Below are 12,275 nucleotides of genomic sequence, written 5' to 3'. Positions count from 1 at the left end.
GCTACCGGTAGGCCCCGGCCCGCTGTCGTCGCCGTGTGCGCAGGGCGGCGTCCAGGGAGAGGACGGGGGCGCCCGCGAGGACGAGGGGCAGCCAGGCCATGAGGTAGATGAGGTCGTTGCCGTAGTAGTACGGCTCGGTGGCCCAGCTCACCGTCAGCCACAGGCTGAGCGAGATCAGCGCGCCGCCGACCGCGGCCAGACGGGAGAGCAGCCCGATCAGGATGCCGATACCGACGGCGAGCTCACCGATGGCGATGGCGTAACCGAAGCCGACGGGGTTCTTCAGGGACAGGTCGACCAGGGCCGGGATGGCCGAGGAGTCCCGGACGGTGCGCATCAGGTCGCCGACCGAGCCGGATCCGGCGTCCTTCATGAAGGCGCTGTCGGTGAGTTTGTCCAGGCCGGCGTAGATGAAGGTGACGCCGAGGAAGACGCGGAGTGGGAGCAGGGCGTAACGAGTGGCGGTGTCCCGCCAGTCCCGGCCGCCGTTCAGATAGGGGGTGTGCGTGTCCGTACGAATGCCGTGAGTCATCGCTCGTAGCCGCCTCTCGCCCGCGCGTGCCGTGACCCCTCAAAAAGACGATACGTACGACAGGCGAAACCCGCTCACTCCTGTCGCGACCAAAGTTCTCAGACTTGAGACCGCGTTCCTGGGTCGGAGATGCCGCGCACCCGCAGTGTTACTCCGTCACATCGATCGCATACCGATTCGTCTCCACCCCCGCCGCGGTCACCACCTGCACCTCCACCCGCCCCGGCTCCACATCCACCGGCACCGGCACCGTCAGGACCGCGTCCGCAGGGTTGCTGAAGCCACCGGTCACCGGCACCAACGGCACCCGCACATTCACCGCACCGATACGCACGACCATCCGCGACAACCGATCCGCCTCCTGCGCCCCCGGCGGCACGAACCCGGCCCCCCGGATCTCGACGTCGTCGCCGGTGCGGATCGGACCGTCCAGGTCACCGGCCTCCCGCGCGCGCACCACGGAGAGAATCACCGGCCGGCCTCCCTCCGCGTACTTGCCCGCCAGATACGTCCCCGCCGACACCAGCACCACCACGGCCAGCCCCCACGGCAGATCCGGCAGCTGATCCGGCCGCCGGCCCAACCGCACCGCCGCGAACAACAGAGCCACACCGCTGATCACGACGTACTGAATGTCAGCGAAGGTCCCCCGCCCCGCATCGTCCGTCAGCAGATCGGCGGCCCTCGGCCGGTCCGCCCGCACCTTCTGCAACCGCTGCCCCAGCACCCGCAGCCCGACCACCCGCCGCACCAGCACGGCGATCGCGCACACCACGGCAAGCACGGTCACCACACCCGCGCCCCGGGCGAGCCCGAGCCCGGAGATCAGCGCGTCACGCTCGGCATGCCCGGAGGCAGCCGCCAGACGGCCCACCAGCACCAACACCGCGTATGCGACGAACAGCACCCAGCCCGCCGCCACCGCACGCGAGGTCGACAGCCGGTTGTCCTCGCCGATCACCGGCGCGAGCGCACCGCCCCGCGCCCGGTGGAACCACGACGCAGCCGTCAGCGCGCCGGCCATCACCAACGCCGCGAGCAGCCCAGCCGTACGCGCGGCGGTCCAGCCGGCCCCGATCGCCGTCAACGCCTGCACCAGCAGCAACACCACGACCAGCGCCCACACCGCACACGCCGTACGGCGCCAGAGCAGCGCCAGCCAGGCCTCGCCCTCGGCCCGGGCGCGTTCGGCGACGAGTTCCGCGGACTGGGTCAGCTCCTCCGAGACCCACTGCCGCGAGGCGGACGCCGAGTGGGCCACGCCCGCGGGCAGCCCCTGCCCCGCCGCGAACCCGTCCCGCTTCAGCAGGAATTCCGCCACCGCCTGCCGATGCCCCGCACGCGCCCCGTGCGGACAGTCCCCGCAGGTGCAACCGCCCACGTGCGCAACCCCATACGCGCCGCCGTGCGCGCCGCCATACGGCCCGCCGTACGAACCCCCGGACGCACCACCGCGAGCACCACCCGGATCGCCTTGTCTCGCCTCCTGCACCGCCACGCCCGACGCCCGCCTTCCCAGGACCCTCAGAGGCTGTGTCACATCCACAACTCCCCACCACCGACAGCGAATTGTGCCCTACCTCACTCCGCCCCGTCCGCCGGCTCTGCTCAGCGTGGGTGAAGCCGGGCCCGCCGTGTTGACCCGGCTGCGAGAATTTGTCCATGGCCGAGATCATCCAGCGCGACGGGACCTGGGCCTTCGACGGCAGCACGGTCAGGATCACGCCGGGTCTCCACCGCTCCGTGCCGCTGTTCCGGCAGACGTACGGAGAGATCGCCGTGCCCCTGGAGGCCGTCGCGGGCGTCGTCTTCGAGCCCGAACGCAAGCGCGGCCGGCTGCGCATGCGGCTGCGCGAGGGTGCCGATCCCCTCCTCCAGGCGACCGGCGGACGGTTGCCCGATCCGGCCGACCCGTACCGTCTGCTGGTGGACATCGACCGCGCCGGAGTCGCCGAGTACGTGGCCGAGGAGATCCGCAACGCCCTGCTCCTGGACCAGATCCCCAAAGAACCGACCAAGGCCTACCTCCTGCCCGGCCCGCCGGTCCCGGTGTCGGTGCGTTCCTCCGACGGCACGGTCTCCTTCGACGGGACCCAGGTCCGTATCGACTGGTCCGACACCTCCGAGCGGGTCAAACGCGCCACCGGCCCGCGGATCGTCAACCTCGGGGACCTCGTCCAGGTCGAGTGGCTGCCCAACTCCGGCTACGAGGACGGCTTCCTGCGCTTCGTGACCCAGGAGACGGTGTTCTCCAAACTGCCCCCCGAGAAGGACCCGTACGCCCTGGACCTGTGGGGCAGCGCCCGCCGCGACCTGCTCACGGCCCTCGTCGCCACCGCGGTCACCGCCCGGCTGCCGCACCCGTCCACCCGCACCGGAATCGAGCAGGACGAGCGGCGCGCCGCCCGCCCCCGGCTGGCGGCGTCCGTTCCGCCGCCGGCCGACCATCACGACGTACTCCTGCGCAGGCTGCGGGAGTTGGGCGAACTCCACCGTGACGGGGTCCTCACGGACGAGGAGTTCGCGATGACCAAGGCTGCCGTACTCCGAGGGTTCTAGCTGGGTTCTAGCTCAACAAGTCGGGCTCACTCCGGCTGATGTCCTGCCACAACGGCTGGTAGTTGATCCAAGCCACCAGATCCCCGCCCGTCTGCTCCCGCGTCGCCACCGCCGGCTTGTGGTCGATGAGCACGGGCCGTCCGGCCGCCTTCGCGGTCAGTTGCACCTGGCAGGACCGTTCCATGGACAGGAACCACCAGGCCGCCGCGTCCACCGAGTCGCCGACCGTCAGCAGCCCGTGGTTGCGCAGCACGAGGCCCTTGCGGGACCCGAGGGCGGCCGCGATCCGGCGGCCCTCGTCGGCGTCGACGGCGACCCCGGTGTAGGTGTCGTAGAGGGCGTGGTCCTGATAAAAGGCACAACTCTCCTGGGTGATCGGGTCCAGAAGGTCCCCCAGCGCCGACAGTGCCCGCCCGTACACCGAGTGACAGTGGGCGACGGCGACGACGTCGGGGCGGGCGGCGTGTACTTGGGAGTGCACGGTGAACGCCGCCTGGTTGACGTGGTAGCGGCCGTCGATCACCTGCCCGTCGGAGTTGGCCAGCACCAGGTCGCTCACGGTGACGTGCTTGAACGGCATCCCGAAGGGATTGACCCAGAAGCAGTCGCTGAACTCCGGATCGCGCGCGGTGATGTGCCCCGACACCCCGTCCTCGAAGCCGTACCGCCCGAAGATCCGCAGCGCGCCCGCGAGCCGCTCCTTGCGATGTCGGCGCTCGTCCTCGAGCGACTCGTGCATCGGCGGCATCGCGAACCGCAGCTGGTCGGTGGGAAGGGGCGGGGGCGGAGTGTGCCCGGCCCCGGGCGTCCCGTGCATGTCGTCCTCCAGCACGTTGCTTTACGGGCCGGAAGCTACCGTCGGTCAGCACAAGAGAACAGCGCTGGTTTGTAAAGATGCCGCGCGCGAGCCGTACCGGACACAAGATCGAGCCATACCGGACAGAAGATGTCGGGTATCGGCGCGAGACTGGCTCGTATGAACCCGCGTATGAGCACCCGGACGAACTCGGCCGCAACGAACTGGGCCGCTACGAACTGGGCCGCCTTCTCCGCCGCCGAACCGGACCTGGCCAGGACCGTCGAGGCGCGCTTCGGTGCCTTCACGCACCACGTCCTCGCGACTCTCCGCAAGGACGGCTCCCCGCGCACCACCGGCCTGGAGGTGCGTTTCCTGAACGGTGAGCTGTGGCTCGGCATGATGCCGGACTCGCTCAAGGCGCTCGATCTGCGCCGCGACCCGCGCTTCGCGCTGCAGGCGAACCCGGGAGAGGGCACGGGCATGGGCGGCGGCGACGTCCGGATCAGCGGCCGGGCGATCGAGGTGGAGGACGCGGAGACGAAGGCCAGGTACACCGAAGAGGTGGAACCGCCGGAGCCGTTCCACCTCTTCCGCACCGAGCTGACGGAGGTCGTACGGACCTACGTCGAGGACGACAAGTACCTGGTCGTCCAGGTCTGGAAGCCCGGAGAGCCGGTGCGCACGCTCAAGCGGACCTGACCCGCAAGGAGCTCACTCCCACTCGATGGTCCCCGGCGGCTTGCTGGTCACGTCGAGCACGACCCGGTTGACGTCCTTGACCTCGTTCGTGATCCGCGTCGAGATCTTCGCGAGGACCTCGTACGGCAGCCGCGACCAGTCGGCGGTCATCGCGTCCTCGCTCGACACCGGACGCAGGACGATCGGGTGGCCGTAGGTCCGGCCGTCGCCCTGGACGCCGACGCTGCGGACGTCCGCGAGCAGGACCACCGGGCACTGCCAGATGTCCCGGTCGAGGCCGGCCGCCGTGAGCTCCTCGCGGGCGATGGCGTCGGCCTCACGCAGCAGGTCGAGCCGCTCCTTGGTGACATCGCCGACGATACGGATGCCCAGGCCGGGGCCGGGGAACGGCTGGCGCTGGACGATCTCCTCCGGGAGCCCGAGCTCCTGGCCGACCATCCGGACCTCGTCCTTGAACAGCTTGCGCAGCGGCTCGATCAGCTTGAACTCGAGGTCTTCCGGCAGCCCGCCCACGTTGTGGTGGGACTTGATGTTGGCGGTGCCGGTACCGCCACCGGACTCGACCACGTCCGGGTACAGGGTTCCCTGGACGAGGAACTCCACCGCCGGACCCTCGTCCGCGATGATCTCCGCCTGTGCCTGCTCGAAGACCCGGATGAACTCCCGGCCGATGATCTTCCGCTTCTCCTCGGGGTCGGAGACGCCCTTCAAAGCGGACAGGAACCGCTCCTCCGCGTCGACGACCTTCAGCTGCACGCCGGTCGCGGCCACGAAGTCCTTCTCGACCTGCTCGGTCTCACCCTTGCGCATCAGGCCGTGGTCGACGTACACGCAGGTCAGCTGGGAGCCGATGGCCTTCTGGACGAGGGCGGCGGCGACGGCGGAGTCCACGCCACCGGACAGCCCGCAGATGGCGCGCTTGTCGCCGACCTGCTCGCGGATGGCGGCGACCTGTTCGTCGATGACGCTGCCGGTGGTCCAGTTCGGGCTCAGCCCCGCGCCCCGGTACAGGAAGTGCTCCAGCACCTGTTGGCCGTGCGTGGAGTGCATGACCTCGGGGTGGTACTGGACGCCGTACAGCTTCTTCTCGTCGTTCTCGAAGGCGGCGACCGGGACGACGTCGGTGGAGGCCGTCACGGTGAAGCCCTCCGGGGCGGCGGAGCAGGCGTCGCCGTGAGACATCCACACCGACTGCTCGTCCGGGGTGCCCTCGAAGAGGGTGGAGCCGGCCTTCGAGACATGCAGAGGCGTACGGCCGTACTCGCGGGCGCCGGTGTTGTCCACCGTCCCGCCGAGCACCTGCGCCATCAGCTGAAAGCCGTAGCACATGCCGAAAACGGGGACGCCGGCCTCGAAGAGCTCGCGGTCGAGGCGGGGGGCCTCGTCGGCGTACACCGAGGAGGGGCCGCCGGAGAGGATGATCGCCGCCGGGTTCTTGGCGAGCATCTCGGCGACCGGCATAGTGCTCGGCACGATCTCGCTGTAGACCCGGGCCTCACGGACGCGACGGGCGATGAGCTGGGCGTACTGCGCGCCGAAGTCGACGACCAGGACGGTGTCGGGGGCGGCGGCAGCGGGGGTCGCTGATGACACGGGGGCCTTCCGGCGGTGGGCGGGGTCTCTGTGCTGGCCAATTCTACCGAGGTGGGCGTCGGACGTGTCCCGTGTGCTGTGTGATGCCGACCGGCACCGAAATGATCCCGTGGCATACTGGCCCCATGCTCACGCACCCGACCTTCGTCTTTACCTATGGCAACCGGCCCGCCGGCTGCCATGGTCGTGCTGCTTGAGCAACTGACAAGCGACTTCCCAGGCGCCCCGGGCCGACAAGGCCCGGGGCGCCTGTCGTTTTCCGGGCCTTGCCGCTCCGGGGCACCGCACCCCTACCGAACCGACGAGGAGCCCCCAATGACCGCCACCGACCTGACCGGCGCCCGCACCCCCGAGGCCGCCGACGTGATCACCGGCGCCCGTGAACGCATCGACGCGCTCGACGACAGGATCATCGGGCTGATCCAGGAACGGATGGCCGTGTCCGCCGTCATCCAGGAGGCCCGGATCGCCTCCGGCGGCCGGCGCGTGAACCTCTCCCGCGAGATGGACGTCCTCAGCCACTACAGGGAGGCGCTGGGCAAGCCGGGCACGTCGCTGGCGATGACGCTGCTGGAGCTGTGCCGGGGCAAGATCTGAAGCGGCGGGCCTGCTGAATCCCGGGCCTGCTGAATCCCCGTTCCCGGCACAGACGTACGCATGCCCTCTCACCCGTACGGCGCGTGACCGCCGCCGGAATCGCTTCGTTGGTCCCGGTGTCCGTGCCGGCCAGGGGCGGGCCCGAAAGAACCACGCGTGGCTCGCTGGAGCGATGAGACGTACGGATCGTGCTGTGCGTCGTGGGACCTCGCTCCGGCGAAGTGACCGGACGGCAGGGGACAGCAGCCCGGTCACCCAAGAGACCGGTCGGCTCCGGGGACGCCCGGGGCCGACCGGCGGGAACGCCCCAAGCCAAACGTCGAGTCAAAATGTCCAAGTCTGAGTCAAACGGTTGCGGCGGCCGCGTCCATCCAGCACGATGCCTAGAAAGCCCCCAAGTCCCATCCCGGACAACCGCATTGATTTGCACAGTCGCACTGCCAAAGGTTCAGACCACCTGCGCGCCCCGAACGCGCCGGGGAGCCGACCGGAGGCACTGAGGGCCGACTGAATACCGACAACCAAAAGACCAGCGGCGCAACCCCCCGGCGCCGCTCCCCAGGCACCGACGCTGCCCTGACGTCGGTGCTGACGAAAGAAGGGCCCCGCGGTCCGTCCCCGCGGGGCCCTTCGCATGTTCGACCCGAAGCTCAGGCGCCTTCTTCCGTGAAGATCGCTTCGGCGGACGGAGCGGTTACGGCGCGGGTGAGCCAGCGGCGTAGGAGGTCGGGGTCGTCGCAGCCTGTGATGCGTTCGCGGATCTCGTCGGGGACGTCGATGCCGCGTGTCTCAAGGACGAGGAGGACGTCCTCGACACCCTTCTGGACGAGAGCTTCTGCCCGGCCCTCGTCCCGGCCCTCATCCCGGATCTCCTCGGCGAGGTACGACTTGTAGAAAGAGAGGTCCACGGCCACCAGGTTCCTCCAGAGTTCTGCGGCCTGGCGGTTGCCACCCAGGCCTTGTGCGGTGAATTCGATGATCGGGTCGGCGACGGCTTCGGGCACGCCCTGCAGAGCTGTGGACAGGGTCTTCAGTATCCCATCGACGGCCGGATCCTTCGCGTGGGTGATGGCGGACAGTGTGGCCAGCGCCAGGTCGGCGCGGGCCTCGTCCGGGTCAGTGATCAAGGGCATGTTGTGCGGACCGGCCACGAGCGGGCGCAGGGTGAGGGTGGCCCACCACCGAGGGCCGATGCTTACGGGGCGGGCGGCCCATTCGGCTGTGGCCCGGTCCTGGCAGACGACCAGCAGCAGGGGCGGGATCTTGTACTTCGTGTAGAGGAAGGACAGGTAGTAGGCCCAGCTGGCGGGTTTGTTCGGGTCCTTGGCGCTCTGCGCTTCAACAGCCAGCAGGATCGGCTGGGCGCCGTCGAAGCGCAACAGTGTGTCGACACGGCGTTCAACGGGCTGGATCTCGGTGAGATCGGTCGTCAGTACCGTCACAGACTCGGGTGGGATGAACGGGAGGTTGAGGACCTTGGAGACACCGGCGAACAGGCCGGGGTACTCCTGGAAGATGCGGTGCATCGCCTCGTGGGACGAGTTGACCATGCGGTTCCTTGTGCTTGGACGGATCTTCAGAGGACTGCGGGCGACTTGGACCGGCAGTCGTGGCAGTGGCCTGGGTGGGGCGCGCGGAAGGCGCGGTCGCAGCCGTCGCAGTTCTGGAGCGGGTGCCGGGCGGCTGGCGGTGGGGTGGGGGCGCGGAATGGGGGTGGGGGTGGCAGCTGGGCGGTGAGGCGGTGGGCCAGGAGGGCGGCGGGGCGTCGTGGGCCTTCCGGTGGCAGCTCGGCAGTGAGGGCTTGTCGTACGGCGGTGGGGGTGATGTCGCGTTCCAGCCAGGCGGCGACGCCGGGGGCGAGGTGGGCCGTGTCGCAGGACGACAGCAGTAGGTGGGGGTCATGGCGGCGGAGGTCGGCCAGGAGGTCGGTGGCCGTCTGGAGGAGGGCGGGGGCCGGGCAGGCGGGCTGCGGTACGGCGGGGAGGGGCTTGCGGGGTGCCCGTGCTCGCTTCCTCGGGGCCGGGTGTGCCGGCGGCCGTTCGGCATCGTGGTCGTCGGCGCGGTGATGGCCCGGTTGGTTGCAGGAGATCGTGCGGGTGATGATGCGGCCGCCGGGGATGCGTTCGCGGACACGGCGCAGGTAGCCGTGGGCTTCCAGTTCCCGTAGGGCGGCGGCGATGCGGGTCGTGCCCTCGGGGAAGCGGGCGGCGAGGGTCTTGATGTCGACGCGGGCGCCCTTGGGCAGCGACTGGATGTGCAGGGCCAGCCCGATCGCGACGAGTGAGAGCTCGGGGTGCTGGGCGAGGTGGTTGCCGACCACGGTGAAGCGGGTGGTGTGGCGGGTGTGGTCGTGGTCGAGTCCGCCGCCGGAGTGGCCGGAGTGGGGGTGCCGCCGGTTCGGGTGGTTGTTGGCGGCATGCCGGGACTGGGCGTGCGAGGGCACGCTAAGGTCTTGCACATCCATCGGGAAGCTCTCTCTTCCTCGGTGGTCAGGCCCTCGCATTGGGATTGCCGTCCCGGCGGGGGCCGTCGCATGTCTGCGGTTGTGTTGCGCTGAGCGTAGGGCAGGCAACCGGCCGGGAATCCAGCCGAGTTGGTGATGTTCACTCGCGTGGGTGAGCGGCGCGCTGGGCGGCGGGAGGGTGGGGTGGGGCTTGGTGGGGGTCCTTTCACCGTCGTGGTTCTTGGGGAAGAGCGCCCCTCGCACCGGAGCACGCGTTTCTGTACTCCGGTGGTGCGAGGTTCAGCTCCGCCCAGACCGTCTTGCGCGGATACGGCCCTTGGGCGACGCCCCACCGGTGGGCGAGGGCCTCGACGAGGAGGAGGCCCCGGCCGGACTCCGCGTCGGGAGTGGTGACCTGCAGGCGGGGCAGGCGGTCGCCGCAGGTGTCGGTCACTTCGATGCGCAGGATGCCGCCGACGACGTAGAGGACGAGCCGGAAGTCCCTGCCCGGGACGCGGCTGTGCGTGGCCGCGTTGGCCGCGAGTTCGGCGATGACTTGGCGTGCCGGGCCCAACGGCAGCTCCGAGACGCGGACTTGCTCGGTGGCCAGGAGGCAGGCGAGGCGGGCGCCGCGTGGTGTGGGGACAGCTGCACGCTGAAGTTGCGGATGGGGTAGGCGAGTCGGCCCTCGGGGCGGCGATTTCGTGGATCACGTCACTCAGAGTGGCGGTCCACGCTTACCGTGAATAGTGACGAACCCGTTGCGTACGGTGACTGTCCGGGCGTTGTCCGGTCGTGTCCAGGCTATCGAGACCGGCCGTACGGGTAGGGGGCGTCGCGGCACGGTCGTACGACGGAGGGGTGCGGATGCAGCAGGTGGACGGCGTAGCGGGGCGGCTCAAGACCGAGGCGGACGAGCCGGGTTGGAAGGTGGACCCGGACGACGACTGGGGTGTGGCGGTCGTCGCCACCGTGGGGCGGCAGCTGAGGCTGCGGCGGGAGGCGGTGGGCATGCGGGCCGCCGACTTCGGGGACGCGGTCGGGTACGGCGAGGACATGGTGTACAAAATCGAGGCCGGGAAGCGGATCCCCCGGCCCGAGTATCTGGAGAAGGCCGACGACGTGCTGGGGGCGGGTGGGCTGCTCGCGGCGATGAAGGAGGACGTGAAGAAGGTCCGGTACCCGAAGAAGGTGCGGGACCTGGCGCAGATGGAGGCGAAGGCGGTCGAGCTCCAGCTCTACGATCCGCTGAACGTCCACGGGCTGCTGCAGACGCCGGAGTACACACGCGGGCTCCTGCTGATGCGGCGCCCCGCGTACACCGAGGACGAGGTGGAGCGGTTCATCGCCGCCCGCGTGGCCCGCAAGGCCCTCTTCGAACGGGACTCGGCGCCGGAAATCAGCTTCGTCCTGGAGGAATGGACACTGCGACGTCCGCTCGGAGGGAAGGCGGCGCTGCGACGCCAGCTGGAACACCTGCTGGAGACGGGGCAGCTGCGGAACGTCGAGCTTCAGGTGATGCCGATGGATCGCGAGGAGCACGCCGGGGTGGACGGTGGGATCGAGGTTCTGAAGTTCCAGGACGGATCAGCGGTGGGACGGTCACCCGTGGTGGCCAACGGCCGGCCGGTCGCCGAGCCCAGGCAGCTCCGTATCCTTGAACTGCGGTATGGCATCATCCGCGCTCAGGCTCTCACCCCACGTGAGTCCACCGCCTTCATCGAGCAACTGCTGGGGGAAACATGATCCGCAAGACCTCCGCCGGGGACCACTCCGACCTGGCGTGGTTCAAGAGCAGCTACAGCAGCGGCAGCGAGGGCGACTCCTGCGTCGAGGTTGCCACCGCCCCCGGCACCGTCCACGTACGCGATTCCAAGAACACCGCTGGCCCTCGGCTGGCCCTGACGCCGGAGGCCTGGTCAGCCTTCGTGCCGTACGCGTCGACGAGTTCCCTGTAATCCGTCGGCAGACCGCGCGCCGCCCACTCTTCCGCCTTCGGATCGTTGGCGGGCACGCAGAGTCGGAGTGGTGCCTACATCACAGCTCCACTCCGCCGATGAGCGAAGCGTCGGCTCGCCGTCAAACACCGGAATGGAAGGCCATCCACAGGAATCGGTGAACTGCCCGCCCAGGTCATGGTGAGGTAGTTGGCGGCGGGGCTGCTGCCCTCGTAGGGCGGGATGCCCCGGGGGTAGACCGTTTCCCCGGTGCGGACCTGTGCCGCGATGGCATCCTCGTCGCCCTTCATCAGCGACGCGACCGCGATCCTTGGCGATTTCCCTCGCGCTCTATGCGGGGCTCATACCGCCCGGTCCGGCATGCTCGGTCTTTCGGGGCCGAACCAGAACTCTCCTTCGTCACCCTCCGCACCCGGCAACGCCTCATATCCGCATAGCTCTATCGGCTGGGCCTCCTTGGCAGACCGCAGGCCTCAGTCGAATTCCATCCCTGCGAACGGGTCCGGCTCACCGGTCCAGGGATCGAGCCCCTCGTCGCGGAGCCGCTCCTCCTCCCTGAGGTTCAAGAAGCGGGCTGTCCCCTTACCCCACAAGGACGCGACGCTGATTGGACAGGTGGCAAAGTCAGCTCTCAACAGCCGCAGGATGAACTCCGCGAAGCCGCAGTCGTAAACGGACCAGCCACCCTGCTGGCGTGCCCACACCGCCACCGGCCAGCGATCCGGGTCTCGATCCGCAGTCGCCCAGCACAGGGCGTCCGCACCGTTCGTCTGCCCCCAAACAACCATGTCCTCCAGCTCGTAACGGGAGGCTGCCCCCCGATCCCGCCAGCCGCCCATCGACTCAGCCCGGAGAGTATCGTCCGGCAACCGCCCCACCGTTAGCGGCGCCGTCGACTCACCGGGGCGCGGGATTGACACGTAGAGGCTGTCCTCGATCGATCCCGCGCCGTAGGCCGAGACGAATCTTCGATAGTCGCCGGGGAAGGCCTCGACACTGAGCTCGGTTGCAGCCGCGCGCCAGTCCACCGTGTCTCCCACCGCGTGCAGCGGGGTCACGACCTGCCTCAGCTGTCCAAACGGGTCGCTCACAGTT

12 protein-coding genes and 1 pseudogene are annotated in these 12,275 nt (G+C 69.5%); 5 read left to right on the top strand and 8 right to left on the bottom strand.

Annotated features, from left to right (window positions below; genetic code table 11):
- Nucleotide 1 precedes the first annotated feature (1 nt).
- Both CLM62_RS33370 and CLM62_RS33365 read right to left on the bottom strand, forming a co-directional pair.
- On the bottom strand, nucleotides 2-532 hold the full coding sequence (locus tag CLM62_RS33370) for a DoxX family protein (RefSeq protein ID WP_095753632.1): 531 nt from the start codon (nucleotides 530-532) through the stop codon (nucleotides 2-4).
- 148 nt (nucleotides 533-680) lie between these two features.
- Nucleotides 681-2,030: a hypothetical protein gene (locus CLM62_RS33365; RefSeq protein ID WP_373559213.1), complete on the bottom strand. Its 1,350-nt coding sequence runs from the start codon at nucleotides 2,028-2,030 to the stop codon at nucleotides 681-683.
- 164 nt (nucleotides 2,031-2,194) lie between these two features.
- On the opposite strand from CLM62_RS33365, the gene CLM62_RS33360 reads away from it, so the two are divergent.
- On the top strand, nucleotides 2,195-3,091 hold the full coding sequence (locus CLM62_RS33360; RefSeq protein WP_095753630.1) for a DUF4429 domain-containing protein: 897 nt from the start codon (nucleotides 2,195-2,197) through the stop codon (nucleotides 3,089-3,091).
- 7 nt (nucleotides 3,092-3,098) lie between these two features.
- Here CLM62_RS33360 and CLM62_RS33355 read toward each other — a convergent pair whose 3' ends face one another.
- On the bottom strand, nucleotides 3,099-3,908 hold the full coding sequence (locus CLM62_RS33355; protein WP_095753629.1) for a class II aldolase/adducin family protein: 810 nt from the start codon (nucleotides 3,906-3,908) through the stop codon (nucleotides 3,099-3,101).
- Between the two features lie 171 nt (nucleotides 3,909-4,079).
- On the opposite strand from CLM62_RS33355, the gene CLM62_RS33350 reads away from it, so the two are divergent.
- Complete coding sequence (locus tag CLM62_RS33350) at nucleotides 4,080-4,589, top strand: pyridoxamine 5'-phosphate oxidase family protein (RefSeq protein WP_095753628.1); 510 nt, start codon at nucleotides 4,080-4,082, stop codon at nucleotides 4,587-4,589.
- A 12-nt stretch (nucleotides 4,590-4,601) separates the two neighbouring features.
- Here CLM62_RS33350 and guaA read toward each other — a convergent pair whose 3' ends face one another.
- A complete protein-coding gene (gene guaA, locus CLM62_RS33345; protein WP_095753627.1) occupies nucleotides 4,602-6,182 on the bottom strand; it encodes a glutamine-hydrolyzing GMP synthase in 1,581 nt (526 codons plus the stop codon).
- A gap of 315 nt (nucleotides 6,183-6,497) precedes the next feature.
- Here guaA and CLM62_RS33340 point away from each other — a divergent pair, with 315 nt between their 5' ends.
- The gene (locus CLM62_RS33340) at nucleotides 6,498-6,779 is read left to right on the top strand and encodes a chorismate mutase (protein WP_095753626.1); all 282 of its coding nucleotides are present in this window, start codon (nucleotides 6,498-6,500) and stop codon (nucleotides 6,777-6,779) included.
- A gap of 650 nt (nucleotides 6,780-7,429) precedes the next feature.
- Here the strand turns inward: CLM62_RS33340 and CLM62_RS33335 are convergent.
- The 3 genes and pseudogenes from CLM62_RS33335 to CLM62_RS33325 all read right to left on the bottom strand — a co-directional run bounded on the left by CLM62_RS33335 (nucleotide 7,430) and on the right by CLM62_RS33325 (nucleotide 9,891).
- Complete coding sequence (locus CLM62_RS33335) at nucleotides 7,430-8,329, bottom strand: hypothetical protein (protein WP_095753625.1); 900 nt, start codon at nucleotides 8,327-8,329, stop codon at nucleotides 7,430-7,432.
- A gap of 26 nt (nucleotides 8,330-8,355) precedes the next feature.
- A complete protein-coding gene (locus CLM62_RS33330) occupies nucleotides 8,356-9,243 on the bottom strand; it encodes a helix-turn-helix domain-containing protein (RefSeq protein WP_179382336.1) in 888 nt (295 codons plus the stop codon).
- Between the two features lie 205 nt (nucleotides 9,244-9,448).
- Nucleotides 9,449-9,891, bottom strand: a pseudogene (locus CLM62_RS33325) (ATP-binding protein).
- 198 nt (nucleotides 9,892-10,089) lie between these two features.
- On the opposite strand from CLM62_RS33325, the gene CLM62_RS33320 reads away from it, so the two are divergent.
- Nucleotides 10,090-10,968: a helix-turn-helix transcriptional regulator gene (locus CLM62_RS33320; protein WP_095753623.1), complete on the top strand. Its 879-nt coding sequence runs from the start codon at nucleotides 10,090-10,092 to the stop codon at nucleotides 10,966-10,968.
- Entirely contained in the window at nucleotides 10,965-11,180 is a 216-nt protein-coding gene (locus CLM62_RS33315; RefSeq protein ID WP_095753622.1) for a DUF397 domain-containing protein, read from the top strand. The genes CLM62_RS33320 and CLM62_RS33315 overlap by 4 nt, the downstream gene beginning before the upstream one ends.
- 473 nt (nucleotides 11,181-11,653) lie before the next feature.
- Here CLM62_RS33315 and CLM62_RS33310 read toward each other — a convergent pair whose 3' ends face one another.
- On the bottom strand, nucleotides 11,654-12,271 hold the full coding sequence (locus CLM62_RS33310; RefSeq protein WP_095753621.1) for an SMI1/KNR4 family protein: 618 nt from the start codon (nucleotides 12,269-12,271) through the stop codon (nucleotides 11,654-11,656).
- Nucleotides 12,272-12,275 lie beyond the last annotated feature (4 nt).

Source organism: Streptomyces sp. SA15 (assembly GCF_002291145.1).
In the GTDB taxonomy this organism is placed as follows: Bacteria; Actinomycetota; Actinomycetes; order Streptomycetales; family Streptomycetaceae; genus Streptomyces.
This window is presented reverse-complemented; position numbering and strand designations above follow the sequence as displayed.

Excerpts from the sequence above, each read along its gene's own strand:
- CLM62_RS33370 (WP_095753632.1), bottom strand. The coding sequence starts at position 532 with ATGACTCACGGCATTCGTACGGACACGCACACCCCCTATCTGAACGGC.
- CLM62_RS33360 (WP_095753630.1), top strand. The coding sequence starts at position 2,195 with ATGGCCGAGATCATCCAGCGCGACGGGACCTGGGCCTTCGACGGCAGC.
- CLM62_RS33355 (WP_095753629.1), bottom strand. The coding sequence starts at position 3,908 with ATGCACGGGACGCCCGGGGCCGGGCACACTCCGCCCCCGCCCCTTCCC.
- CLM62_RS33350 (WP_095753628.1), top strand. The coding sequence starts at position 4,080 with ATGAGCACCCGGACGAACTCGGCCGCAACGAACTGGGCCGCTACGAAC.
- CLM62_RS33340 (WP_095753626.1), top strand. The coding sequence starts at position 6,498 with ATGACCGCCACCGACCTGACCGGCGCCCGCACCCCCGAGGCCGCCGAC.
- CLM62_RS33335 (WP_095753625.1), bottom strand. The coding sequence starts at position 8,329 with ATGGTCAACTCGTCCCACGAGGCGATGCACCGCATCTTCCAGGAGTAC.
- CLM62_RS33330 (WP_179382336.1), bottom strand. The coding sequence starts at position 9,243 with ATGGATGTGCAAGACCTTAGCGTGCCCTCGCACGCCCAGTCCCGGCAT.
- CLM62_RS33320 (WP_095753623.1), top strand. The coding sequence starts at position 10,090 with ATGCAGCAGGTGGACGGCGTAGCGGGGCGGCTCAAGACCGAGGCGGAC.
- CLM62_RS33315 (WP_095753622.1), top strand. The coding sequence starts at position 10,965 with ATGATCCGCAAGACCTCCGCCGGGGACCACTCCGACCTGGCGTGGTTC.